Raw genomic sequence first — 23,159 nt, 5'->3', positions numbered from 1 at the left:
GGCGTCGTCGCCAAGATCATCGAGTAAACTGGCGCTCGCTAGACAAAAAGCCCGGCCCTGTGCCGGGCTTTTTCGTTGCAGGCTTGTCCTATTGACGCTGCAGATTGCGTTCCGAAATCTGGCTGTTCAAGGTCAGGAAATCGTACAGAATGCCAAGCCCGAAGAGCCCCACCGTGAACAGGTAAAGGAGGCCGGTGACGATCTTGCCCATGTAGAACCGGTGCACACCGAAGATGCCGAGGAAAGTGAGTAGAATCCAGGCCAGGCTGTAGTCGGTTGGACCCTCTACGTAGCGCCGATCGGCATCTCGTGCCATACCTGGTATGAGCAACAGGTCGATAATCCAGCCGATGAAGAACAGGCCGAGGGTGAAAAACCAGATGACCCCCGTGATCTGGCGGCCATAGTAGAAGCGGTGGGCGCCAATAAAGCCAAAGATCCACAGCAGGTAGCCGATGACTACCGAATGGGTTTCGTTGTCGTTGCGCATGTACGTGTCTCCTGAAGCCGGTGTAGGCATCGTTACCGCTGCGCGGGTTAACGTCAAGGTCCGGTGTCGGTTTAGGGGTGTCCTCGGCATGATCTGGATCATGGCGCGAGCACCGCTGCTTGATCTACGCTGAAAGGCCGCCGGCGGCTGGGAATCGTATCTTGGCCGGGCCATTAATAAAGAAGGAGACACCATGTCAGTAGAGCATCACGACCTCGTACACGAGTTCCCCGAATTTCGCGACCGTATCCACGTCCTGAAGATGAACGATGCACATTTTCGCAAACTCTTCGATGAATATCACGAACTGACCAGGGAGGTGGAAAATATGGAAAACGAAGTGACGCCGGTGGCGACACATACCGAGGAGCAGGCCAAAATGCGTCGTTTACACTTGAAAGACGCCCTCTATTGCATGCTCAACGCTGCGGTGTAACATGGCACCCATGAGTAATGCAGAAGTCCGCGCCCGGTTGACGGCGAGTCTTGCCGAGCTGGAGCATCGTCTGGGCAGCATCAAGCGCGATGTGACCCGAAGCCATTCCGGAGACTGGGCTGAGCAGGCCCAGGAGCGGGAAAATGACGAGGTCGAGGACGCTATCGGCCTGGAAACCACGCAGTCGATTGCCGACACCCGCGCGGCGCTTGGTCGTCTGGATGCCGGCACCTACGGCCAGTGCGCGCGCTGCGGCGAGGCCATTGGTGCAGCGCGGCTGGAGGCACTGCCAACGGCCGCCCATTGTGTGAATTGTGCAGATTAAAGCGGCGCCCTCACCCCTAAAATAATCCCGCACCCTGCTTGACAGTTCGCGGGGTGGTCTTTAGAATTCGCGTTCCTTTTTCGGGGGGCTCCATTGCGGACCCCTGGTTTTTTATTGATTGGAGTTAGGTCTGGTGCAGAACCAACGCATTCGTATTCGCCTCAAGGCTTTCGACCATCGCCTGATAGACACGTCTACCCAGGAAATCGTGGAAACCGCTCGCCGTACCGGCGCGCAGGTCAAGGGGCCGATCCCGCTCCCGACTCGCAAAGAGAAGTACACCGTGCTGGTTTCCCCGCACGTGAACAAAGACGCTCGTGACCAGTACGAAATTCGTACCCACAAGCGTCTGCTGGACATCGTGGAGCCTACCGAGAAAACGGTAGACGCCCTGATGAAACTGGACCTGGCAGCAGGTGTAGAAGTACAGATCAGTCTTGGTTAACGAAAATTCGTAGCAAGACCTGCCCGTAGGCCATTTGGCTTGCGGGTGTGTAACGCCCGGTTCTTTAAAGCAAGGCGGGGCGGCCATAGAGGGTAAGCCCCGTACACTGAGAGGTTAGCAAGATGACTATTGGCTTAGTCGGCCGTAAGTCCGGTATGACTCGTGTTTTTACCGAGGACGGCGCATCCATACCAGTAACCGTAGTGGAGGTTTCTCCAAACCGCGTTACTCAGATCAAAGAGCTCGATAGCGATGGCTATCGTGCGATCCAGGTCACGGCGGGTAACCGCAAGGCCTCGAAAGTGAGTAAATCAGCAGCGGGTCACTTCGCCAAGGCGGGTGTGGAAGCCGGCACGGGTCTCTGGGAGTTCCGCCTTGCGGAAAGCGATGAGGCTCCTGCGGTCGGTTCCGAGCTGACGGTTGCACATTTTGCTGCTGGCCAGAAAGTGGATGTGGCCGGCAAATCCAAGGGCAAGGGTTTTCAGGGCGTGATCAAGCGCTGGAACTTCTCCATGCAGGACGCGACGCACGGCAACTCGCTGTCGCACCGTGCCCCGGGTTCAATTGGTCAGTGCCAGACGCCTGGTCGTGTGTTCAAGGGCAAGAAGATGTCCGGTCACATGGGCGCTGAAACGGTGACCACCCAGGGTCTGGAGATCGTGCGTGTTGATGCGGAGCGGAACCTGCTTCTCATCAAGGGCGCTGTCCCCGGTGCACCCGGCGGAGACGTTATCGTGCGTCCCGCGGTCAAGGCTTAAGGTTAGGGGGTCTCTAACGTGGAATTGAGTGTAGTCAAGCCAGGTAACGCCGCAGCGGGCACGGTTTCAGTGTCTGATGTCGCCTTTGCCCGCGAATACAACGAAGATCTCGTGCACCAGGTGGTTACTGCTTATCTGGCTGGCGCGCGCCAGGGCACTCGTGCCCAGAAGACGCGTTCCGAAGTCAGTGGCGGTGGCAAGAAGCCGTGGCGCCAGAAGGGTACCGGTCGCGCCCGCGCTGGCACCATCCGTTCGCCGATCTGGCGCACCGGTGGCGTTACGTTTGCCGCGCGCCCGCAGGATCACTCGCAGAAAGTGAACCGCAAGATGTACCGCGCAGCCATGTGTTCCATCATGTCGGAGCTGGCTCGCCAGGATCGTCTGTTGGTGGTCGAGAGCATGGATATTGAGGCGCCGAAGACCAAGTTGCTGGTCAAGCAGTTGGGTGAATACGGTCTGGACAACGTGTTGATCGTCACCGCGGAGCTGGGCGAGAACCTGTACCTCGCGGCGCGCAACCTGCACAAGGTTGATGTGCGCGATGTGGACGGTGTTGACCCGGTGAGCCTGATCGCCTACGACAAGGTGATGGTCACTGTGGATGCCGTGAAGAAGATTGAGGAGATGCTCGCATGAACCAGGAGCGGATTTTCCAGGTATTGGTAGCGCCACACGTGTCCGAGAAGGCTGCGGTGCTGGCGGACGCCAATAACCAGTACGTTTTCAAGGTAGCTGTGAATGCAACCAAGGCCGAAATCAAGAAGTCGGTCGAGCAGCTGTTCAAGGTCAAGGTCGATGCCGTGCAGACTCTCAAGGTCAAGGGCAAGGTCAAGCGTAACAAGTATGGCTTGAGCGCGCGGCCGACCTGGAAGAAGGCATATGTTCGTCTGGAGCAGGGTCAGGACATCGACTTTGCCGTGGCTGAATAAGGAGTAGGTGCGAGATGGCAGTTTTAACAAGTAAACCGACATCGCCAGGACGGCGTCACGTCGTCCGCGTGGTGAGCGAGGGCCTGCACAAAGGTGCGCCTCACGCTCCCCTGCTGGAAAAGCAGAGCCGTCGCGGCGGTCGCAACAACAACGGTCGCATTACCGTGCGTCACGTTGGCGGTGGCCACAAGCAGCACTACCGTATCATCGATTTCAAGCGTTCCAAGGACGGTATCCCGGCCAAGGTTGAGCGCCTTGAGTACGATCCCAACCGCACGGCGAATATCGCCCTGCTGTTGTTCGCAGACGGTGAGCGTCGTTACATCATCGCGCCCAAGGGCGTGAAGGCGGGTGACGTTCTGCAGTCCGGCTCCGCAGCGTCTATCAAGATTGGTAACTGCCTGCCGTTGCGCAACATTCCTGTGGGTTCAGTTATCCACGCGGTTGAGCTGAAGCCCGGCAAAGGTGCCCAGGTGGCGCGCTCTGCAGGTGCTTCGGTGCAGCTGGTCGCTCGCGAAGGGCAATACGCAACGCTGCGTCTGCGCTCGGGCGAAATGCGCAAGGTGCTTTCCGACTGCCGCGCCACTATTGGCGAGGTGTCGAACTCCGAGCACAGCCTGCGCAAGCTCGGCAAGGCCGGTGCTGCTCGTTGGCGCGGTGTGCGCCCGACCGTGCGCGGTGTGGCGATGAACCCGGTTGATCACCCGCATGGTGGTGGTGAAGGCCGCACTTCAGGTGGCCGGCACCCGGTCAGCCCGTGGGGTACCCCGACCAAGGGCTACAAGACGCGCTCGAACAAACGCACTGACGGCCTCATTGTGCGCCGTCGTGGCAAGAAATAAGTTCGGTCGATAGAGCCAAGAGATTAGAGGAAGACACTGTGCCGCGTTCACTGAAAAAAGGTCCCTTTATCGACCTTCACTTGATGAAGAAAGTTGAAGCAGCGATTGAAAGCAACGACCGTCGCCCGATCAAGACCTGGTCGCGCCGTTCCATGATATCGCCGGATATGGTTGGTCTGACAATCGCCATCCACAATGGCCGTCAGCATGTGCCGGTTTTGATCAATGAAGACATGGTTGGTCACAAGCTTGGAGAGTTTGCGGTAACACGCACTTTCAAAGGGCACATTGTGGACAAGAAGGCGAAGCGCTAAGCGCTGGTCTATAGCGAGGTTTAGGAAAATGGAAGTTGCAGCAAGACTGAAAGGTGCGCGGATCTCGGCCCAGAAGGCCCGCCTGGTTGCAGACCAGGTGCGCGGCAAGCCTGTCGAGGAGGCGCTGAGCCTGCTCGAATTCAGCACCAAAAAGGCAGCTCAGATCGTCAAGAAAATACTCGACTCTGCGATTGCCAATGCTGAGAACAATGAAGGCGCGGATGTGGATGAGCTTAAAGTGTCCAGCATCTTTGTCGACGAAGGTATGACCATGAAGCGTCTGCGGCCACGTGCCAAGGGTCGTGCGGATCGCATATTCAAGCGTTCCTGTCATATCACAGTGAAAGTTGCAGACGGCCAAGGCTAAGTTCAGGAGAAGACCACATGGGTCAGAAAGTACATCCGGTCGGCATACGTTTAGGTATCGTCAAAGATCACAACTCGATCTGGTATGCAGATAGCAAAAACTATGCGAAGACGCTGATTACCGATCTTGAAGTACGCAAGTACATCGAGAAAACGCTGGAGCACGCTTCCGTGAGCCGCGTTGTAATCGAGCGCCCCGCGCAAACGGCACGTATCACCATTCACACCGCCCGCCCGGGTATTGTGATTGGCAAGAAAGGTGAGGACGTTGACGGCCTGCGCAAGACGCTCGCGGACAAGATGGGTGTGCCCGTGCACATCAACATCGAAGAAATCCGCAAGCCCGATCTGGATGCGAAGCTGGTTGCGCAGAACGTTGCGCAGCAGCTGGAGCGGCGTGTGATGTTCCGTCGTGCCATGAAGCGCGTGGTACAGAACGCGATGCGCCAGGGCGCCGAGGGCATCAAGATCCAGGTGGGTGGCCGTCTGGGTGGCGCCGAGATTGCGCGTAGCGAATGGTATCGCGAAGGTCGTGTGCCGCTGCACACACTGCGCGCAGACATCGACTATGCAACCTACGAGGCATCTACCACGTACGGCATCATCGGCGTGAAGGTGTGGATCTTCAAGGGTGAAGTGATTGGCACGGAGAACCATTCCGACAGCGCCAAGAAGACAGCAACTAATTAAGGGTTACGCAGATGCTTCAACCTAAGCGTACTAAATTCCGCAAGATGATGAAGGGCCGCAACCGCGGCCTGGCAGAGCGCGGCAGCAAGGTCAGCTTTGGCGAGTTCGGCCTCAAGGCAACGGGTCGCGGCCGCATCACGGCGCGCCAGATCGAAGCCGCCCGTCGTGCGATGACCCGCCATATCAAGCGTGGCGGGAAAATCTGGATCCGGGTCTTCCCCGACAAGCCGATTACCGGCAAGCCGCTGGAAGTTCGTCAGGGTAAAGGTAAGGGTAACGTTGAATACTGGGTAGCCCAGATTCAGCCCGGCAAGGTTCTGTACGAAGTGCAGGGTGTTTCCGAGGAGCTGGCGCGGGAAGCGTTTGCCCTGGCCGCCGCGAAGATTCCGGTAGCCACTACATTTGTTAAACGGTCGGTGATGTGATGAAAGCTAGCGAATTGCGTGACAAGTCCCCAGAGGACCTCAACAAGCAGCTGCTCACCCTGCGTGAAGAGCAGTTCAAGCTGCGCATGCAGAAGTCCACTGGTCAGCTGGGGCAGACGCATCTGCTGCAGCAGAACCAGCGCGACATCGCACGCGTCAAGACTTTGCTGAACGAAAAGGCGGGTAACTGAACATGTCTGGTGCAGAGAAGCGTATACGGACGGCAACTGGCAAGGTTGTCAGCAACAAAATGGACAAGACCATCACGGTCCTGATTGAGCGTCGCGTCAAGCACCCGGTGTACGGCAAGTACATCACGCGCTCATCCAAGATCCACGCGCACGACGAGAACAACGTCTGCAGCATTGGTGACACCGTGAAAGTGACTGAGTCCCGGCCCATTTCCAAGAGCAAGACCTGGAAGTTGCTCGAAGTCGTGGTAAACGCCCAACAGGTATAAGCGCTGTTTTTTGCGGCCCGGCCGCAGTTTGGAGTAAGAGATGATTCAGACAGAGTCGTATTTGGAAGTCGCTGACAACAGCGGTGCTCGTCGGGTGATGTGCATCAAGGTGCTGGGTGGCTCCAAGCGTCGCTACGCGCGCGTCGGCGACCTCATCAAGGTCACCGTGAAGGAAGCGATTCCGCGCGGCAAGGTCAAGAAGGGCCAGGTCATGACGGCGGTTGTGGTGCGTACCCGTAAAGGTGTGCGTCGCCCTGATGGCTCGCTGATCAAGTTTGACGACAACGCCGCTGTGCTGCTGAACAACCAGCAGGCGCCGATCGGCACCCGTATTTTTGGCCCCGTGACTCGTGAGCTGCGTGGCGAGAAGTTTATGAAGATTATTTCTCTGGCTCCGGAAGTTATCTGATTCGGCCAGGAGGAGAGGAAACCGTAATGTCCAAGATCAAGCGCGATGACGAAGTGATTATCCTGGCCGGCAAGGACAAGGGTAAGCGCGGCAAGGTTCGCAAGGTGCTCACTGACAATCGCGTGGTTGTCTCCGGCATCAACATGGTGAAAAAGCACACACGGCCCAACCCGCAAATGGGTGTTGCCGGAGGCATTGTCGAGCGCGAAGCGCCGATCCAGGTGTCTAACGTGGCAATTTACAACCCGTCGACCAGCAAGGCCGACCGGGTCGGTTACAAAGTTGATGGGGATAGCAAAGTGCGTATCTTCAAATCCAGTGGCGAGGCGATTGACGCCTGAGTAGGGGGTCAAGGGTAAAAGACATGGCAACGTTGAAAGAAAAGTACAAGAGCGAGATCGCTCCTCAGCTGCGCGAAGAGCTGGGTTTGAGTAATGTGATGGAGATCCCGCGCATCACCAAAATCACTCTGAACATGGGTGTTGGCGAGGCGGTGGGCGACAAGAAAGTGCTGGAAAATGCCGTCGCCGACATGGAGAAGATTTCCGGCCAGAAGCCTGTCATTACATTGGCCCGGCGCTCCATCGCCGGCTTCAAGATTCGTGATGGCTGGCCGATCGGTTGCAAGGTGACGCTGCGTTCGGACCGCATGTACGAGTTCCTGGAGCGCCTGATCACGATTGCGATCCCGCGTATCCGTGACTTCCGTGGTGTCAGCCCGAAGTCGTTCGACGGCCGCGGCAACTTTGCCATGGGTGTCAGCGAGCAGATTATTTTCCCGGAAATCGAGTACGACCAGGTGGATACGCTGCGCGGTATGGACATCACCATCACCACCACGGCTCGTACGGATGATGAAGGTCGCGCTCTCATGCGCGCTTTCAACTTCCCCCTGAAAGGTTAAGAGGCAAGTAATGGCTAAAAAATCGATGATCGCACGTGAGAAGAAGCGCGCGCAGATGGTGGTCAAGTATGCCGGCAAGCGTGCCGCGCTGAAGGCTGTCCTGAACGATCAGAACGCATCCGATGACGCCAAGTGGGACGCGCAGATTGCGCTGCAAAAGCTCCCCCGCGATGCCAGCCCGGTACGCAAGCAGCGTCGTTGCCAGCTGACCGGCCGTCCTCACGGTGTCTATCGTAAATTTGGCCTGTGCCGCAACAAGCTGCGTGAAGCAGCGATGCGCGGCGATGTACCGGGTCTGGTTAAAGCCAGCTGGTAACGGAGAGATTCGATCATGAGTATGCAAGATCCGCTGTCAGATATGCTGACCCGCATCCGTAACGCCCAGATGGCTGGCAAGGCCCGTGTAGAAATGCCCGGTTCCAAGCTCAAGGCCGCTGTTGCCGAGGTGCTCAAGCACGAAGGTTACATCAACGACTTTGCGGCCTCCGCCGAGTCGGGCAAGCCGCGCCTCAGCATTGAGCTGAAGTACTACCAAGGCAAGCCCGTTATCGCCGAGATCGACCGCGTTAGCCGTCCTGGCCTGCGTAGCTACGCAGCCAAGGGCGAACTGCCGACTATTCGCAACGGTTTGGGAGTGGCAATTGTGTCTACCTCCAAGGGCGTGATGACCGACCGCGCAGCGCGAGCTGCTGGTGTTGGTGGCGAAGTGCTCTGCACCGTTTTCTAGAATTACTGAAGAAGGGCATTCAACATGTCTAGAGTCGCAAAAAATCCGGTACAGCTGCCGCAGGGGGTCACCGTGACCCAGAGCGGTCGCGATGTGACCGTCAAAGGTGGCAAAGGTACGCTGGCACTCGAACTGGGCCTGGGTATTGCCATCAACGAAGAGGACGGTGCGCTCAACATCGCCTATGACGGTGACAAGTTCAAGGCGCTGGCCGGCACCACACGCGCGCTGCTGAACAACATGGTGGTCGGCGTCAGTGCTGGCTGGGAAAAGAAACTGGTTCTCAACGGCGTAGGTTATCGCGCCAAGGCGGACGGCAAGTCGGTGAACCTCACCGTGGGCCTGTCGCACCCGGTGGATTACCAGCTGCCAGAAGGCGTGAGCGCCGAAACGCCAACCCAGACCGAAGTCGTGGTCAAGGGTATCGACAAGCAGGCTGTAGGCCAGGCGGCTGCCGAGATTCGCAGCTTCCGTCCGCCAGAGCCTTACAAGGGCAAGGGTATTCGCTACGCCAACGAGAACGTGCGGCGTAAAGAAGCCAAGAAGAAGTAGGTAGGTTGAGATGAGTGCAAAGAATGATTCAAGGCTGCGTCGCGCACGTCGCGCTCGCAACCGTATGCGTGAGCAGGGCGTCAACCGTCTCAGCGTGCACCGTACGCCACGGCACATCTACGCCCAGGTTCTCGCGCCCGCAGGTGATCGGGTTCTGGCCAGCGCGTCGACGCTGGACAGCAGCCTGCGCGCCGGCAGCACCGGCAACCAGGAGGCTGCCGCCGCTGTAGGCAAGCTGGTCGCGGAACGCGCCAAGGCCGCCGGAATCGAGAAGGTTGCGTTTGACCGCGCAGGCTACAAGTACCACGGACGTGTCAAGGCGCTTGCCGACGCTGCCCGTGAAAGTGGACTGGAATTCTAGGGTAAGGTTATGGCGTTTAACGATCAGAAGAAGCAGCAGCAGGACGGCGACCTCCAGGAAAAACTGGTACAGGTCAACCGTGTTGCCAAAGTGGTCAAGGGTGGCCGTATCTTCAGCTTTACCGCATTGACGGTTGTGGGCGATGGCAACGGCAAGGTCGGCTTCGGCCGCGGCAAGGCGCGCGAAGTGCCTGTTGCGATCCAGAAGGCGATGGAAGCCGCTCGTCGCAACATGATCCAGGTCGAATTGAGCCAGGGCACAATTCAGTACCCGGTAAAAGCCAGCCACGGTGCATCCAAGGTGTACATGCAGCCGGCCTCCGAAGGTACCGGCGTTATCGCGGGTGGTGCAATGCGTGCTGTGCTGGAAATTGCCGGCGTACACAACGTGCTGGCCAAGTGCTATGGCTCCACCAACCCGGTCAACGTGGTACGTGCAACCTTCAATGGCCTGCGCGACATGTGTTCCCCGGATGACGTGGCGGCGAAGCGTGGCAAAACCGTCGAAGAAATTCTGAATTAATTATTGGGTTGGCGAGTCATGGCTAAAGCTACTATCAAAGTGACGCAGACCAAAAGCGTCCACGGTCGGTTGAAGAACCACCGCGCCTGTATCGCGGGCCTGGGTCTGCGCCGAATTGGTCATACCGTTGAGGTGGAAGATACCCCCTCTGTTCGCGGCATGATCAATAAAGTGAACTATATGGTTCGGATCGAGGAGTAAATCATGTCAGACGTTATGCGACTGAACAACCTGGGGCCGAACCCCGGCGCGCGCAAAGAAGGCAAGCGCGTTGGCCGTGGTATCGGGAGTGGCCTGGGCAAGACTGCAGGCCGCGGTCACAAGGGGCAAAAATCCCGCTCCGGTGGCAAAGTGCGCCCGGGTTTCGAAGGCGGCCAGATGCCGCTGCAGAAGCGCCTTCCCAAGTATGGCTTTACGTCACGTGTGTCGCGTACTACTGCACAGGTGCGTCTGGGTGAACTGAATGCCGTGGACGGCGATGTGGTCGATATCGATGCGCTGAAGGCGGCTGATGTTATCCGTCAAGACGTGCTGCGCGTGCGTGTGTTCTTGTCAGGTGAAGTCAGCAAGCCTGTTACCGTCAAGGGCCTTGTGGTTACCAAAGGCGCGCGAGCGGCGATCGAGCAAGCCGGCGGGAAGGTCGAGGAATAAATGGCGACAGGTCAGCTGCCAGGGTCGAACAAAGCAGGACTGGGCGAGCTTTTTGCTCGCCTTCGTTTTGTATTGTTGGCCATTATTGTTTACCGGATCGGTACGCACATACCGGTTCCGGGAATAGACCCTGCCCAGCTGGCAGCCTTGTTCAATCAGAATCAGGGCACCATTCTTGGTCTGGCGAACATGTTCTCGGGTGGTGCACTGGAGCGGATGAGTATCCTCGCGCTGGGTATCATGCCGTATATTTCCGCGTCGATTATCATGCAGCTGATGTCCGCCGTGACTCCGCAGCTGGAGGCGCTGAAGAAAGAAGGTGAGTCCGGGCGGCGGAAGATCAGCCAGTACACCCGCTACCTGACTGTGGTGCTCGCGATTATTCAGGCCACGGGCATGACCGTGGGTATGGCCAACCAGGGCATGTCGTATGACGTGTCGGTCGTTTTCTACGTGATAGCGATCACGTCGCTGGTTACCGGCGCCGTGTTCATGATGTGGTTGGGTGAGCAGATCACGGAAAAGGGCGTGGGCAACGGCATATCGCTGCTGATTTTTGCCGGTATTGTCGCAGGTCTGCCGGCTGCGATTGGTCAGTCGCTGGAGCAGGCGCGCCAGGGCGAATTGAACATTCTTGTTCTGCTGTTCATCCTGACGCTGGCGATCGCCGTCATCTACATGATTGTGTTTATCGAGCGGGGCCAACGGCGTATTACCGTCAACTACGCCAAGCGGCAGCAGGGCCGCAAGATGATGCAGGCGCAGAGCTCGCACCTGCCGTTGAAAGTGAATATGGCGGGCGTGATACCGGCTATTTTCGCCAGCAGCATCCTGCTGTTCCCGGCTTCTATTGCCCAGTGGTTCGGTTCCAGTGGCTCGGCGGACTGGCTGCAGGATCTGGCTCTGGCGATTGGTCCGGGGCAGCCCCTGAATATCCTGCTGTTTACGGCATTTGTGGTGTTCTTCTGCTTCTTCTATACGGCGTTGATGTTCAACCCGCAGGAAGTGGCTGACAATCTCAAGCGGTCCGGCGCATTCGTCCCCGGTATTCGCCCCGGTCAACAGACAGCGAACTACATTGATGGCGTGTTGACCCGGTTGACGGTATTTGGCTCCGCCTACATCGCGCTGGTGTGCCTGATGCCCCAGTTCCTGGTGGTGATGTGGAATGTGCCGTTCTATCTGGGTGGTACCTCGCTGCTGATCGTGGTCGTGGTGGTGATGGATTTCATGGCACAGGTGCAGAGTCACCTGATGTCTCACCAGTATGACTCGGTGATGAAGAAAGCGAAGCTGAACAACTATGGTGCTTCCGGCCGCTGATAGTGCTGGCCGGTCATTGGAGAGAAGTGAAATGAAAGTACGTGCATCAGTAAAGAAGGTCTGCAGGAATTGCAAGGTCGTTCGTCGTAAGGGCGTCGTCCGCGTTATCTGCAATACCGATCCGCGTCACAAGCAGCGCCAGGGCTGATCGGCCCCGGTTACTGAGTGTTGATTTTTAGTAAACATATCGCTAGAATGCTGCGCCTTTCGCGCCACACACCCTCAATCTTGCCGATTGAGGGGTCAGGTGTTTCTGCCCAGTGCAAAGCGACGATTTGAGTATTTGGAGAAAGTTGGATGGCTCGTATTGCCGGCGTCAACATACCTGATAACAAGCACACTGTTATCGCCCTGACCTACATTTTTGGCGTGGGTCGTACACAGGCACGCCGCCTGTGCGTCGAGGCCGGTGTTGCCGAGGACGCGAAGATTGGTGAGCTCGACGAAGGACAAATGGATGCACTGCGCACCAAAGTCGGCGAGATGACGGTTGAGGGTGACCTGCGCCGGGAAGTGTCCATGAACATCAAACGTTTGATGGATCTGGGCTGCAACCGTGGCCTGCGTCACCGCCGCAGCTTGCCGCTGCGCGGTCAGCGCACCAAGACCAATGCACGTACCCGTAAAGGTCCGCGCAAGCCGATTCGCAAGTAAGGGACTCGTACCCGCGAATCCTTTTTAGTGTAGCTGCACCGGGTGCAGTGTCGATATTAAAGCAGGAAAAACAGTATGGCCAAGCCAGGTGGCAAGACCACTCGCAAGAAGATAACCAAGACCGTGGTGGACGGCATTGCACACGTGCACGCATCGTTCAACAACACGATCATCACCATCACCGACCGCCAGGGCAACACCCTGAGCTGGGCGACGTCTGGTGGTTCCGGTTTCCGCGGTTCACGCAAAAGCACGCCCTTCGCGGCCCAGGTCGCCGCCGAGCGCGCTGGAGAGGCTGCCAAGGAATACGGGCTGAAGAACCTTGATGTTCAGGTGAAAGGCCCCGGCCCAGGTCGCGAGTCCGCCGTACGCGCTCTCAATGCCTGTGGTTACAAAATCACCAACATCACTGACGTGACGCCGATTCCGCACAATGGCTGCCGTCCGCCCAAGAAACGTCGCGTCTAATATCAAGACAAGCGCTTAGCAGGAACAACTGACATGGCTCGATACATTGGACCCAAGTGCAAGCTGGCCCGCCGGGAGGGAACAGACCTGTTCCTCAAGAGCGGCGTGCGTGCACTCGAAAGTAAGTGCAAACCCGAATCCGCCCCGGGGCAGCACGGCGCGCGCCGCGGCCGTCTGTCTGACTACGGCGTACAGCTGCGTGAAAAGCAGAAAGTACGCCGTATCTACGGCATTCTGGAGAAGCAATTCCGCAATTACTACAAGGAAGCCGCACGCCTTAAAGGCGCGACGGGCGAAAACCTGCTGCAGTTGCTGGAAAGCCGTCTCGACAACGTCGTCTACCGCATGGGTTTTGGTTCCACGCGTGCCGAAGCGCGGCAGCTGGTGTCTCACAAGGGCATTCTGGTCAACGGCGCAGTGGTCAACGTGGCGTCCTACCAGGTGAAGGCAGGGGATATCGTGTCCCTGCGCGAAAAAGCCAAGAAGCAGCTGCGTGTGCAGTCCGCGCTGGCGCTAGCCGCCCAGCGTGGGGATTCCGAGTGGATCGATTTCAATAGCGATAAGCTGGAAGGAGTATTCAAGTCAGCGCCTGAGCGTCAGGACCTGTCTTCCGAGATCAACGAAAACCTGATCGTGGAACTGTACTCCAAGTAATCCGGACTTAGGACTAACCTACTCATACAGGTGCCAGAATGCAGACAGCAGTAAACGAATTTTTGACTCCGCGGGTCATCAACGTCGAAGAGAAGACGAGTACTCGCGCGCAGGTCACCCTGGAGCCGCTGGAGCGGGGCTTTGGCCACACGCTCGGCAACGCCCTGCGTCGCATACTGCTGTCTTCCATGCCCGGCTGCGCCATCACCGAAGTGGAAATCGATGGTGTTGAGCATGAGTACAGCGCAATCGAAGGCGTGCAGGAAGATGTCATCGAGATCCTGTTGAACCTCAAGGGTGTTGCCCTGGTCATGAACGGCAAGGAAGAAGCCGAGCTGACCCTGAGCCGTAAAGGCCCCGGTGTAGTGACAGCGGGTGACATTCAGGTTGACCACGACATCGAGATCCGCAATCCGGATCACGTGATTTGCCATCTCAATGGCAGCTCAGACATCAGCATGAAGCTGACTGTAGCGCGTGGCCGTGGTTACTCGCCGGCAGATTCCCGGGAAAATCCGGAAGAGGAAACACGCGCCATTGGCCGCCTGCACCTCGACGCGACATTTTCGCCGATCAACCGCGTAGCCTACGTTGTAGAGGCAGCGCGTGTAGAGCAGCGCACCGACCTCGACAAACTGGTGCTGGACCTCGAGACCAACGGCACCATCGATCCCGAGGAAGCCATTCGTCGCGCGGCAACAATCCTGCAGCAACAGCTCGCGGTGTTCGTTGACCTGGAAAGCGAAAGCCAGAGCGAGTCCGTGATCGAGGAAGACGAAGTCGACCCGATCCTGCTGCGCCCGGTCGACGACCTCGAGCTGACCGTACGTTCGGCCAACTGCCTGAAGGCAGAGAATATTTACTACATCGGCGACCTCGTTCAGCGCACCGAAGTGGAGCTGCTGAAAACCCCGAACCTGGGCAAGAAGTCACTGACAGAAATCAAGGATGTACTGGCGTCTCGCGGCTTGTCGCTGGGTATGCGCCTGGACAACTGGCCACCGGCCAGCCTCCGAAACGACGACCGGGTGTTGAGCATCTAAACACACGAGTTACCAGTTGGCAGTGCTGAGATAGCACAGAGAGTATAGGAAAGGAAAAATGCGTCACCGTCATAGCGGACGTCAGTTGAACCGGAATGCCTCCCACCGCAAGGCCATGTTCCGGAACATGACCGTGTCTCTGGTAGAGCACGAGTTGATCAAAACCACCTTGCCCAAGGCGAAAGAGCTGCGCAGCTACGCTGAGCCGCTGATCACCCTGGCCAAGAGCGACAGCGTGGCGAATCGCCGCCTCGCCTTCGATCGCATGCGCGACAAGGCTGCCGTTGGCAAACTGTTTGCCGAACTCGGCCCGCGCTACCAGGCGCGCCCGGGCGGTTACATTCGCATCATGAAGTGCGGCTACCGTGCCGGCGACAAGGCCCCCATGGCCTACGTCGAGCTGGTCGATCGCCCCGCTTCGGATGACGTAGCAAGCGAAGAGGCATAAAGCCTCGCATTAAAAAGCCGGGCAATGCCCGGCTTTTTTGTGCCCGCAATTCGGCGCGATAGGAACACAAGCTCGCGCCCACCACAGCCCGAGCTCACGCCCAGGCACTCCCACGCCCAGTCCCAGTCGTCGCAGCCAACCACCCCAATACGACAAGCACCTTAGCATCACCCCGGCCACCGCGGACCGTCGGCGGCCAGGACGGCCGCCGCCGAGCCCCCATGGATGGGTTCACGGCGTGTCCGCGGTGGCCGGGGTGACGCTATGGGGCGCGCGCACCAACAGCCAATACCGCCGGCGAGCCTTTCACGGCGTGTCCGCAGTGGCCGGTGCAATGCTACGGGGTGCCCTCACCATCGGGCTGTTGCAGCCTAAGCAGCCGCCTTCTTCTTCCCCTTCCGCACAGCCCCCTGCTTGCTGCGTCCGCCAGCCGCACGCTTCAACAGCGGCTTGAGGAACATCCCGGTATAGGAGCCGGGCGCTTCCGCGACTTCTTCCGGCGTACCCGTCGCGATAATCTGACCGCCCCCCGAGCCGCCCTCCGGTCCCAGATCCACCAGCCAGTCTGCCGTTTTGATCACATCCAGATTGTGCTCGATAATCACCACCGTATTGCCGTGATCACGCAGGCGGTGCAGCACCTCCAGCAGCTGGCGAATGTCCTCGAAATGCAGCCCGGTGGTGGGCTCATCGAGTATGTACAGCGTTTTCCCGGTATCGCGCTTGGACAGCTCCCGCGACAGCTTCACCCGTTGCGCCTCACCCCCGGACAGGGTTGTAGCCGCCTGCCCCAAGCGGATATAAGACAGCCCCACATCCATCAGCGTCTGCAGCTTGCGGGCGATGCTCGGCACCGGCTCGAAGAACGCCAGTGCGTCTTCCACCGTCATCTCCAGCACCTCGTGGATGTTTCTGCCCTTGTAGCGCACCTCCAGCGTTTCGCGGTTGTAGCGCTTGCCCTTGCACACATCACAGGGCACGTAGATATCCGGCAAGAAGTGCATCTCCACTTTGGTGACACCATCACCCTGACAGGCTTCGCAGCGTCCACCCTTCACATTGAAGCTGAAACGGCCCGGCTTGTAACCCCGCGAGCGTGCCTCCTGGGTGCCCGAGAACAACTCACGTACCGGCGTGAAGATGCCTGTGTAGGTGGCGGGGTTAGAGCGGGGTGTACGACCAATCGGGCTCTGGTCGATGTCGATGCACTTGTCGATGTGCTGCATCCCGGCGATAGCGGTATGAGGGGCCGGAGTGAGGGTTGTCGCGCCATTGAGCTCAGTTGCCGCCAGCGGGTACAGCGTATTGTTGACCAGCGTTGATTTACCCGAGCCGGACACGCCGGTAACGCAGGTCAACAGGCCCAGGGGCAGCTCCAGCGTAACGTTTTGCAGATTGTTGCCCCTGGCCCCTGACAGTTTCAGCATTCTCTTCGGGTCAACCGCGGTGCGCGCCGCCGGTACGGCGATCTCGCGCTTGCCCGACAGGTAGGCGCCCGTCAGCGAGTCCTCATTGGCGACGATATCAGCGAGTTTGCCCTGGGCGACGATGCGCCCACCGTGCACCCCGGCGCCCGGCCCGATGTCGATAATATGATCGGCGCTGCGAATGGCGTCCTCGTCGTGTTCCACCACCAGCACCGTATTGCCGAGGTCGCGCAGGTGCGTGAGGGTGCCCAGCAGTCGCTCGTTGTCGCGCTGGTGCAGGCCGATTGAGGGCTCATCCAGAATGTACATAACGCCGACCAGCCCGGCCCCAATCTGCGAGGCCAGACGGATGCGCTGTGCCTCGCCGCCGGACAGTGTTTCTGCGCTGCGGCTGAGCGTGAGGTAGTTGAGGCCCACATCCACCAGGAAGCGGTAGCGTGCGCGCAATTCCTTGAGGATCTTGCTGGCGATTTCACCCTTGCGCCCGGGCAGATCAAGGCCGCCGAAGTACAGCTCTGCCTCGCCAACCGGCATCTCGGCGATGCTTGGCAGGTTGCGATCATCCACAAATACGTGGCGGGCATCCTGGCACAGGCGCGTGCCACCACAGTCCGGGCAAGGCTGGGTGGACATGAACTTGAACAGCTCTTCGCGCACCGACTGTGACTCGGTGTCGCGGTAGCGTCGTTCCATATTGGGCAGTATGCCCTCGAAGGGATGCTTGCGCTTGTACACGTCCCCGCGGTCATTCATGTAGGAGAAGCTGACCTCTTCCTCGCCACTGCCGTGGAGGATGGCTTGCTGCTGCGCCTTCTTGAGCTTCATGAACGGGGTGTCGATGGAGAAGCCGTAGTGGTTCGCCAGGCTGGTCAGCATGTGGAAGTAATAGACATTGCGCCGGTCCCAGCCGCGAATGGCACCCTCCGCCAGGCTGGCTTCCGGGTGCAGTACCACCCGCGCCGCATCGAAAAACTGTTTCACCCCCAGGCCGTCGCAGCTGGAACAGGCGCCAGCGGGGTTGTTGAAGGAGAACAGTCGGGGCTCCAACTCATCGATGCTGTGACCGCACACGGGGCAGGCGAAACGCGCTGAAAACATGATGTCCTCACCGCCGCCTTCCATCGGGCTGATAGTGGCCAGGCCATCGGTCAGTCCCAGTGCTGTTTCGAACGATTCCGCGAGACGCAGGCTGAGGTCAGCGCGAACCTTGAATCGATCCACCACAACCTCGATGTCGTGCTTGCGCTTCTTGTCGAGGTCCGGAAGGTCATCAAGCTCGGTGATGATGCCATCGACGCGGGCGCGCACGAAGCCGGCGGCGCGCAGTTCCTCGAAGACATGCAGGTGTTCGCCCTTGCGCGCCCGCACCACCGGCGCCAGCAACATCAGCTTGCTGCCTTCCGGCATGGCCAGTACCGAATCCACCATTTGACTCACGGTCTGTGCCTGCAGGCTTTCGCCGTGCTCGGGACAGCGCGGCTCGCCGACCCGCGCATAGAGCAGGCGCAGATAGTCATAGATCTCGGTAATGGTGCCCACGGTGGAGCGGGGGTTGTGGGAGGTGGACTTCTGCTCGATGGAAATGGCCGGAGAAAGGCCTTCGATATGGTCCATATCGGGTTTTTCCATCATCGACAGAAACTGGCGCGCATAGGTGGACAGGGACTCCACGTAGCGACGTTGCCCCTCGGCGTACAGCGTGTCGAAAGCCAGCGATGACTTGCCCGAACCCGAGAGGCCGGTGATCACTACCAGCTTGTCGCGCGGGATATCGAGGTCGATGTTCTTCAGATTGTGGGTGCGCGCACCGCGGACGTGAATAGTGTCCATGTGTCTCCGGTCAGGGGCTGTCGGTCGAACCCGACAGTATAGGTGGTGTTGTTGCGTCGAGGCAAAAGTATACAGAGCTGTTACGCAGTTGCTCGCGGGGTGGATGCCACGGGGAAGGGGAAGCTGTTACCATAACGCACTTTTGCATAGTGCCTGCCCTGTTGTGATTACCAAGAACCCTATGTCGGCCGTTGAGCGGCGTTCCGTGGCGTCGCTGGCCCTGCTGTATAACGTACGCATGCTCGGCCTGTTCATGGTGCTGCCCTTGCTCGCGCTGTATGCCGTGGACGTTGCCGGGTCTACCCCGGCGCTGATCGGCGTTGCGCTGGGCGCCTACGGGCTGACGCAGGCCTGCCTGCAGATCCCCTTCGGCTGGTTGTCGGACCGCATTGGTCGCAAGCCCGTGATTGTGGGTGGCCTGCTGGTATTTGCCGCCGGCAGTGTGGTGGCGGCCATGGCCGACAGCATCCAGGGCATCATTCTTGGCCGTGCGCTGCAGGGCGCAGGTGCCATTGCCAGCAGCGTCATGGCCCTGGTGGCGGACCTCACGTCGCAAGAACAGCGCACCAAGGCCATGGCTGTGGTGGGCGCCAGTATCGGGCTGGCGTTTGCGCTGGCGCTGGTGCTGGGCCCGCTGCTTGCCGGGTTTGGTGGCCTGGAAGCGGTGTTCGGCGTGACCGCCGCGCTGGCGCTGGTGGGCATTGTGGTGGTGCTGTGGCAAGTGCCCGATCCGCCCCGCAGCGGGATCGTCCACGCCGACGTCGGCGCGCGGCCACGTCTGCTGCGGGTGAGCCTGCGCAACCGGGCCCTGCTGCGCCTTGACGTCGGCATTTTTGCCCTGCACTTCGTGCTGATGGCGAGCTTCCAGATTGTGCCCGGTGCGCTGGAGTCGGTGGTCGGCGTTGGTCGGGAGGATCACTGGCAGGTCTATCTGCCGGCCGTCCTGCTATCGGTGCTGGGTATCCTGCCGTTAATGCGCGTGGCCGAGCGCGGAGGACGACACCATCTGGTGTTCCTGATAGCCATCGCAGTGTTGATGGTGGCGCTCGCGCTACTCGGCCTGGCGACAAGTCCCTGGCTGTTCTGCATGGCCCTGTGGCTGTTTTTCGTAGGCTTCAATTATATGGAAGCGGTGCTGCCTTCCATGGTTAGCAAGGCGGTGGCGCCGGAGGCCAAGGGTACGGCTCTGGGTATTTTCTCCACCGCGCAGTTCCTGGGTATATTTGCCGGCGGCGCGGCCGGTGGCTGGGTACTGCAGCATTATGGCATCGTGGGAATCACGGAGCTCTGCCTGGCGGTGGTTGCCGTGTGGATGCTCGTCGCCCTGCCTGCGCCCCGGCCGGAGCATGCCGGCCTGCCTGAAGCGGCCCCCTGACGGGTCTCCATCGGGGTATGCCCACCGCCCGGTGTGGTTCCAACTGATGGGTTTTGGTGAGATGTGCTGTCGCAATTGCACAGGCGGATTGCTATAGTCCCTGACTTACTTTCCTATCGCCAATCGTCCACGAAAGAGGAGTGACCATGGCTTCACGGGGCGTCAACAAAGTCATACTGGTCGGTAACCTGGGCGCAGATCCGGAAGTGCGCTATATGCCTTCAGGTGGCGCGGTCACCAACGTCAATCTGGCAACGTCTGAGAGCTGGAAAGACAAGCAAACGGGCCAACCACAGGAGCGTACCGAGTGGCACCGCATCGTCTTTTTCAATCGCCTGGCCGAGATCGCCGGCGAGTATTTGAAAAAGGGCTCGAAACTGTACGTTGAGGGTTCCTTGCGCACACGCAAGTGGCAGGGTCAGGATGGCCAGGACCGCTACACCACGGAAATCGTCGCCAATGAAATGCAGATGCTCGACAGCCGCCCGGGCGGTGGCCAGATGGGCGGTGACAATTACGGGCGCGACGAGTACAACCAGAGCGCGGCGCCGCAACAGGCGCCGGCGCCTTCCGGGGCACCCCGCGCCGCGCCGCCGAGCAACCCACCGCCCGGTGATTTTGCCGACTTTGACGACGATATCCCGTTCTAGGCCCGGCAGCGGGCAAACGCTGCGTGCCGAAGTGCTAGGGGGCAATCCGTGCGTGTCCTGCTGATAGGGTCGGACGGTTCTCTCGGTCTGGCGCTGGCTGATCATCTGAAGCGCTGGGGGCGGCACGAGCTGGAGAGTGTCTCCAGCTCCGTGTCCCGCTGGAAGAGCGAACGCCATGCCAAGAAGGTCGTGCGCCGCGCGCGGGCGGACATCGTGGTGGATGCCCGCTTGCAGGGCGCTATCGACAGTGGCGAACTGATCAACGAGCTGGATGTGGAGCGCAGCCACTGGCTCGCCAAGGCTTGCCAACGCACTGGCGCCGGTTATTTCCTGGTGTCCTCTGCCCGCGTTTTCGCCGGCGATGCAGAGCGCGGGTACCGTGAGCAGGATCCTCCCGACAACCCGGAAACCGTTGGTCGCTTGCTGGCGTCCGCAGAGCAGCGTGCGCGCGAGACCTGTGAGCGGCATGTGGTGCTTCGCCTGGGTCCAGTTTTCTCGGCCGCGGGCATCAATGTGCTGTCGCACATGCTTGAGCAATTGATTGCGGGGGGGAGCCTGCTGCTGGACAACCAGCTCAGGGGCTGCCCCGTGGAGTCGCTGGACGCCGCCCGGGTCGTGGCCGGCATGCTGGACCAGTTCGGCGCAGGCGCCGAGGCGTGGGGCACCTATCATTACTGCAGCACCGATGCCACCAACTGCTATGAGTTCGCCGAGGCGCTGCTGGCTTCCGCTTCCCAGTTTTCGCGGTTTTCTCCCGACGGCGTGCAGTTGCAGTTGCTTGAGGGCCCCGGCCGGGCGCTCAACCGCTCGCTGCAATGCAGCGCCATTCGCAGCGCCTTTGCCATCAAACAGGTGTCCTGGCGCAGTTTCGTTGCCGACACAGTGCGCCAGTACTTCTACCAACGCCAGCAACAGCAGGCCAGCAAGGAACTCTGAACCGATGTCAGAATCCCCCGCGAGCAACGCACCGGTGCCTCTGTCGATTGCCGTGCTGACCGTGTCCGACAGCCGCACGCCGGAGACCGACACCTCCGGTCAGTACCTGCGGCAGTCTCTGGAGACGGCCGGTCACAGCTGCTTTGATCACCGAATCGTGCCGGACGATATTTACCAGATAAGGGCGCTGCTCTCGATCTGGATAGCCGATCCTGCGGTACAGGCTGTGCTGGTCACGGGCGGTACCGGCTTTTCCGGGCGGGACTCCACCCCCGAGGCGGTTGCCCCGCTGTTCGATAAATCGATAGAGGGGTTTGGCGAGGTATTCCGTGCGTTGTCCCTGGTGGAAATCGGCTCCTCCACAGTGCAGTCGCGCGCGCTGGCGGGACTGGCCAACAATACCGTCATTTTCTGCATGCCAGGCTCAACCGGGGCTTGCCGTACCGCGTGGACCGGCATCATCCGTGATCAGCTCGACAGCGAGCACCGCCCCTGCAATTTCGTCGGTGTGCTGCGGGCGCGCTCCCCTTCGTGACCCCTTTACTCGCGGTTACCGAGGCACTGGATACCCTGTTGTCCAGTGCCCCGCCACCCCCGCCCGGTGAATTGCGCCCATTGCATGATGCTTGCGGTGCCGTGCTGGTCGCTGACGTTGTCGCCGACATTGCGGTGCCCCCGGAAGACAACAGTGCCATGGACGGTTACGCACTGCGTGCAGTCGATTTACCCGGGCCGCTGCCCGTGAGCCAGCGTATTGCGGCGGGGCAGGCACCAGAGCCCCTGCAAGCGGGAACTGCAGCGCGCATATTCACGGGTGCACCGGTGCCGCCAGGCGCTGATACCGTGGTCATGCAAGAGCAGTGCACCGAGGTGGACGGGGCGCTTGAAGTACGGGCTGCGGTGCGCGCAGGCGACAATATCCGGCTGCGCGGCCAGGATATTGTGGCGGGCGCCCGCTTGCTGGCCCGTGGTCGGCGCCTGCGCGCGGAGGACCTGGGCCTGCTGGCATCCATAGGCGTGGGGCAGGTGAGGGTGCGCCGTGCCCTGCGCGTAGCCCTGCTTGCAACGGGTGATGAGCTGGTTGAACCCGGTAGCGGGCCCCTGCAGCCCGGGCAGATCTATAACAGCAACCGTTTTATGCTCGCAGCGCTGCTGCGCGGTTTGGGCATGGACGTCGTTGATTGCGGTCGTGTTGCTGATACACCCGCCGCAACCGCGGACGCCTTGCTGCAGGCAGCGGGTAGCGCCGACTGCGTGATCAGCTCGGGCGGTGTGTCGGTAGGTGACGAAGACCACGTACGTAGCCAGGTCGAGCGCCTGGGTTCGCTATCCCTCTGGCGCCTGGCGATCAAGCCCGGAAAACCGTTGGCATTTGGTGAGGTGGCGGGTGTGCCCTTTCTGGGTCTGCCCGGCAACCCCACATCCAGTTTTGTCACCTTCTGCCTGCTCGCCCGGCCGTTTCTCCTGCGCTTTCAGGGCGTTGATGATGTGGAACCGCTGTGGCTTCGCGCCCGGGCCGGGTTTACCCGCGAGAAGGCCGACCGGCGAGAAGAGTATCTGCGTGTGACCCTGGGTTCAGGTGAGAGCGGCATGCGTGTGGTGCCCTTTGCCAACCAGAGCTCCGGTGTACTGAGCTCCGTGTGCTACAGCAATGCCCTGGCGCGCATACCGGCGGCCACAACCGTTTCCGAGGGCGACTGGCTGGACGTGGCCCTGCTGGATTCCCTGAACTGAGCGCCCGCGGG

At 59.9% G+C, this 23,159-nt stretch carries 37 protein-coding genes; 35 read left to right on the top strand and 2 right to left on the bottom strand.

Features of this window, described 5'->3' with window-relative positions:
- Positions 1-88: 88 nt before the first annotated feature.
- On the bottom strand, positions 89-490 hold the full coding sequence (locus EGJ68_RS16220) for an NINE protein (RefSeq protein WP_123035573.1): 402 nt from the start codon (positions 488-490) through the stop codon (positions 89-91).
- A gap of 193 nt (positions 491-683) precedes the next feature.
- On the opposite strand from EGJ68_RS16220, the gene EGJ68_RS16215 reads away from it, so the two are divergent.
- From EGJ68_RS16215 to rplQ, 30 genes are all read left to right on the top strand, one after another.
- Entirely contained in the window at positions 684-926 is a 243-nt protein-coding gene (locus tag EGJ68_RS16215; protein ID WP_123035572.1) for a YdcH family protein, read from the top strand.
- A 10-nt stretch (positions 927-936) separates the two neighbouring features.
- A complete protein-coding gene (locus EGJ68_RS16210) occupies positions 937-1,251 on the top strand; it encodes a TraR/DksA family transcriptional regulator (RefSeq protein ID WP_123035602.1) in 315 nt (104 codons plus the stop codon).
- Between the two features lie 133 nt (positions 1,252-1,384).
- Positions 1,385-1,696 carry a 30S ribosomal protein S10 gene (gene rpsJ / locus EGJ68_RS16205; RefSeq protein WP_027950943.1) on the top strand — a complete coding sequence of 104 codons (312 nt, stop codon included), beginning with the start codon at positions 1,385-1,387 and terminating at the stop codon, positions 1,694-1,696.
- Between the two features lie 122 nt (positions 1,697-1,818).
- A complete protein-coding gene (rplC, locus tag EGJ68_RS16200; protein ID WP_123035571.1) occupies positions 1,819-2,454 on the top strand; it encodes a 50S ribosomal protein L3 in 636 nt (211 codons plus the stop codon).
- A gap of 18 nt (positions 2,455-2,472) precedes the next feature.
- The gene (rplD, locus tag EGJ68_RS16195) at positions 2,473-3,090 is read left to right on the top strand and encodes a 50S ribosomal protein L4 (protein ID WP_123035570.1); all 618 of its coding nucleotides are present in this window, start codon (positions 2,473-2,475) and stop codon (positions 3,088-3,090) included.
- A complete protein-coding gene (gene rplW, locus EGJ68_RS16190; protein WP_027950940.1) occupies positions 3,087-3,383 on the top strand; it encodes a 50S ribosomal protein L23 in 297 nt (98 codons plus the stop codon). The genes rplD and rplW overlap by 4 nt, the downstream gene beginning before the upstream one ends.
- A gap of 14 nt (positions 3,384-3,397) precedes the next feature.
- A complete protein-coding gene (gene rplB / locus EGJ68_RS16185) occupies positions 3,398-4,225 on the top strand; it encodes a 50S ribosomal protein L2 (RefSeq protein WP_027950939.1) in 828 nt (275 codons plus the stop codon).
- A 38-nt stretch (positions 4,226-4,263) separates the two neighbouring features.
- The gene (rpsS, locus tag EGJ68_RS16180) at positions 4,264-4,539 is read left to right on the top strand and encodes a 30S ribosomal protein S19 (RefSeq protein ID WP_027950938.1); all 276 of its coding nucleotides are present in this window, start codon (positions 4,264-4,266) and stop codon (positions 4,537-4,539) included.
- Positions 4,540-4,567: 28 nt separating this feature from the next.
- The gene (gene rplV / locus EGJ68_RS16175; protein WP_027950937.1) at positions 4,568-4,906 is read left to right on the top strand and encodes a 50S ribosomal protein L22; all 339 of its coding nucleotides are present in this window, start codon (positions 4,568-4,570) and stop codon (positions 4,904-4,906) included.
- A gap of 17 nt (positions 4,907-4,923) precedes the next feature.
- The gene (rpsC, locus tag EGJ68_RS16170) at positions 4,924-5,595 is read left to right on the top strand and encodes a 30S ribosomal protein S3 (RefSeq protein WP_123035569.1); all 672 of its coding nucleotides are present in this window, start codon (positions 4,924-4,926) and stop codon (positions 5,593-5,595) included.
- Between the two features lie 11 nt (positions 5,596-5,606).
- The gene (gene rplP, locus EGJ68_RS16165) at positions 5,607-6,020 is read left to right on the top strand and encodes a 50S ribosomal protein L16 (RefSeq protein WP_027950935.1); all 414 of its coding nucleotides are present in this window, start codon (positions 5,607-5,609) and stop codon (positions 6,018-6,020) included.
- Positions 6,020-6,211, top strand: coding sequence for a 50S ribosomal protein L29 (gene rpmC, locus EGJ68_RS16160; RefSeq protein ID WP_027950934.1), 192 nt, complete (start codon positions 6,020-6,022; stop codon positions 6,209-6,211). The genes rplP and rpmC overlap by 1 nt, the downstream gene beginning before the upstream one ends.
- A gap of 2 nt (positions 6,212-6,213) precedes the next feature.
- Positions 6,214-6,480: a 30S ribosomal protein S17 gene (rpsQ, locus tag EGJ68_RS16155; protein WP_027950933.1), complete on the top strand. Its 267-nt coding sequence runs from the start codon at positions 6,214-6,216 to the stop codon at positions 6,478-6,480.
- A 40-nt stretch (positions 6,481-6,520) separates the two neighbouring features.
- Positions 6,521-6,889 (top strand): 50S ribosomal protein L14, encoded by a 369-nt coding sequence (gene rplN, locus EGJ68_RS16150; protein WP_027950932.1) that lies wholly within the window; start codon positions 6,521-6,523, stop codon positions 6,887-6,889.
- Positions 6,890-6,915: 26 nt separating this feature from the next.
- Complete coding sequence (gene rplX / locus EGJ68_RS16145) at positions 6,916-7,230, top strand: 50S ribosomal protein L24 (protein ID WP_123035568.1); 315 nt, start codon at positions 6,916-6,918, stop codon at positions 7,228-7,230.
- Positions 7,231-7,253: 23 nt separating this feature from the next.
- Entirely contained in the window at positions 7,254-7,793 is a 540-nt protein-coding gene (rplE, locus tag EGJ68_RS16140; RefSeq protein ID WP_123035567.1) for a 50S ribosomal protein L5, read from the top strand.
- 10 nt (positions 7,794-7,803) lie between these two features.
- Positions 7,804-8,109, top strand: a complete 306-nt coding sequence (rpsN, locus tag EGJ68_RS16135; protein ID WP_027950929.1) for a 30S ribosomal protein S14 — start codon at positions 7,804-7,806, stop codon at positions 8,107-8,109.
- A gap of 15 nt (positions 8,110-8,124) precedes the next feature.
- A complete protein-coding gene (rpsH, locus tag EGJ68_RS16130; protein ID WP_123035566.1) occupies positions 8,125-8,520 on the top strand; it encodes a 30S ribosomal protein S8 in 396 nt (131 codons plus the stop codon).
- A gap of 24 nt (positions 8,521-8,544) precedes the next feature.
- Complete coding sequence (gene rplF, locus EGJ68_RS16125; RefSeq protein ID WP_027950927.1) at positions 8,545-9,072, top strand: 50S ribosomal protein L6; 528 nt, start codon at positions 8,545-8,547, stop codon at positions 9,070-9,072.
- Positions 9,073-9,082: 10 nt separating this feature from the next.
- Complete coding sequence (gene rplR / locus EGJ68_RS16120) at positions 9,083-9,433, top strand: 50S ribosomal protein L18 (protein WP_123035565.1); 351 nt, start codon at positions 9,083-9,085, stop codon at positions 9,431-9,433.
- A gap of 9 nt (positions 9,434-9,442) precedes the next feature.
- The gene (rpsE, locus tag EGJ68_RS16115) at positions 9,443-9,955 is read left to right on the top strand and encodes a 30S ribosomal protein S5 (RefSeq protein ID WP_027950925.1); all 513 of its coding nucleotides are present in this window, start codon (positions 9,443-9,445) and stop codon (positions 9,953-9,955) included.
- Positions 9,956-9,973: 18 nt separating this feature from the next.
- Positions 9,974-10,156, top strand: a complete 183-nt coding sequence (gene rpmD, locus EGJ68_RS16110; RefSeq protein ID WP_027950924.1) for a 50S ribosomal protein L30 — start codon at positions 9,974-9,976, stop codon at positions 10,154-10,156.
- A gap of 15 nt (positions 10,157-10,171) precedes the next feature.
- Positions 10,172-10,606, top strand: a complete 435-nt coding sequence (gene rplO / locus EGJ68_RS16105) for a 50S ribosomal protein L15 (protein ID WP_027950923.1) — start codon at positions 10,172-10,174, stop codon at positions 10,604-10,606.
- Positions 10,607-11,929 (top strand): preprotein translocase subunit SecY, encoded by a 1,323-nt coding sequence (gene secY / locus EGJ68_RS16100; RefSeq protein WP_027950922.1) that lies wholly within the window; start codon positions 10,607-10,609, stop codon positions 11,927-11,929. It abuts the gene before it with no gap.
- Between the two features lie 31 nt (positions 11,930-11,960).
- Positions 11,961-12,077: a 50S ribosomal protein L36 gene (rpmJ, locus tag EGJ68_RS16095; RefSeq protein ID WP_084639065.1), complete on the top strand. Its 117-nt coding sequence runs from the start codon at positions 11,961-11,963 to the stop codon at positions 12,075-12,077.
- A 149-nt stretch (positions 12,078-12,226) separates the two neighbouring features.
- A complete protein-coding gene (gene rpsM, locus EGJ68_RS16090) occupies positions 12,227-12,583 on the top strand; it encodes a 30S ribosomal protein S13 (protein WP_123035564.1) in 357 nt (118 codons plus the stop codon).
- 75 nt (positions 12,584-12,658) lie between these two features.
- Entirely contained in the window at positions 12,659-13,051 is a 393-nt protein-coding gene (rpsK, locus tag EGJ68_RS16085) for a 30S ribosomal protein S11 (RefSeq protein ID WP_027950920.1), read from the top strand.
- 33 nt (positions 13,052-13,084) lie between these two features.
- Positions 13,085-13,705, top strand: a complete 621-nt coding sequence (gene rpsD / locus EGJ68_RS16080) for a 30S ribosomal protein S4 (RefSeq protein WP_027950919.1) — start codon at positions 13,085-13,087, stop codon at positions 13,703-13,705.
- A 38-nt stretch (positions 13,706-13,743) separates the two neighbouring features.
- Complete coding sequence (locus tag EGJ68_RS16075) at positions 13,744-14,748, top strand: DNA-directed RNA polymerase subunit alpha (protein ID WP_027950918.1); 1,005 nt, start codon at positions 13,744-13,746, stop codon at positions 14,746-14,748.
- A gap of 58 nt (positions 14,749-14,806) precedes the next feature.
- Positions 14,807-15,196 carry a 50S ribosomal protein L17 gene (gene rplQ / locus EGJ68_RS16070; protein ID WP_027950917.1) on the top strand — a complete coding sequence of 130 codons (390 nt, stop codon included), beginning with the start codon at positions 14,807-14,809 and terminating at the stop codon, positions 15,194-15,196.
- Positions 15,197-15,567: 371 nt separating this feature from the next.
- Here the strand turns inward: rplQ and uvrA are convergent, their stop codons facing one another.
- The gene (uvrA, locus tag EGJ68_RS16065; RefSeq protein ID WP_123035563.1) at positions 15,568-18,453 is read right to left on the bottom strand and encodes an excinuclease ABC subunit UvrA; all 2,886 of its coding nucleotides are present in this window, start codon (positions 18,451-18,453) and stop codon (positions 15,568-15,570) included.
- A 181-nt stretch (positions 18,454-18,634) separates the two neighbouring features.
- Between uvrA and EGJ68_RS16060 the strand changes: the two genes are divergently transcribed.
- The 5 genes from EGJ68_RS16060 (at position 18,635) to EGJ68_RS16040 (ending at position 23,148) form a co-directional block, all read left to right on the top strand.
- Positions 18,635-19,828 carry an MFS transporter gene (locus EGJ68_RS16060; protein ID WP_123035562.1) on the top strand — a complete coding sequence of 398 codons (1,194 nt, stop codon included), beginning with the start codon at positions 18,635-18,637 and terminating at the stop codon, positions 19,826-19,828.
- A 146-nt stretch (positions 19,829-19,974) separates the two neighbouring features.
- Positions 19,975-20,478, top strand: coding sequence for a single-stranded DNA-binding protein (ssb, locus tag EGJ68_RS16055; protein ID WP_123035561.1), 504 nt, complete (start codon positions 19,975-19,977; stop codon positions 20,476-20,478).
- 48 nt (positions 20,479-20,526) lie between these two features.
- Positions 20,527-21,414 carry a sugar nucleotide-binding protein gene (locus tag EGJ68_RS16050; protein ID WP_123035560.1) on the top strand — a complete coding sequence of 296 codons (888 nt, stop codon included), beginning with the start codon at positions 20,527-20,529 and terminating at the stop codon, positions 21,412-21,414.
- A 4-nt stretch (positions 21,415-21,418) separates the two neighbouring features.
- On the top strand, positions 21,419-21,949 hold the full coding sequence (gene moaB, locus EGJ68_RS16045) for a molybdenum cofactor biosynthesis protein B (protein WP_123035559.1): 531 nt from the start codon (positions 21,419-21,421) through the stop codon (positions 21,947-21,949).
- Positions 21,946-23,148 (top strand): molybdopterin molybdotransferase MoeA, encoded by a 1,203-nt coding sequence (locus tag EGJ68_RS16040; protein ID WP_123035558.1) that lies wholly within the window; start codon positions 21,946-21,948, stop codon positions 23,146-23,148. The genes moaB and EGJ68_RS16040 overlap by 4 nt, the downstream gene beginning before the upstream one ends.
- Positions 23,149-23,159: the final 11 nt, after the last annotated feature.

It is taken from the genome of Haliea alexandrii (genome assembly GCF_003719295.1).
Taxonomy (GTDB): Bacteria; Pseudomonadota; Gammaproteobacteria; order Pseudomonadales; family Halieaceae; genus Haliea; species Haliea alexandrii.
Note: the sequence above shows the minus strand (reverse complement) of the source record. Positions and strands in the feature narration are given on the sequence as shown.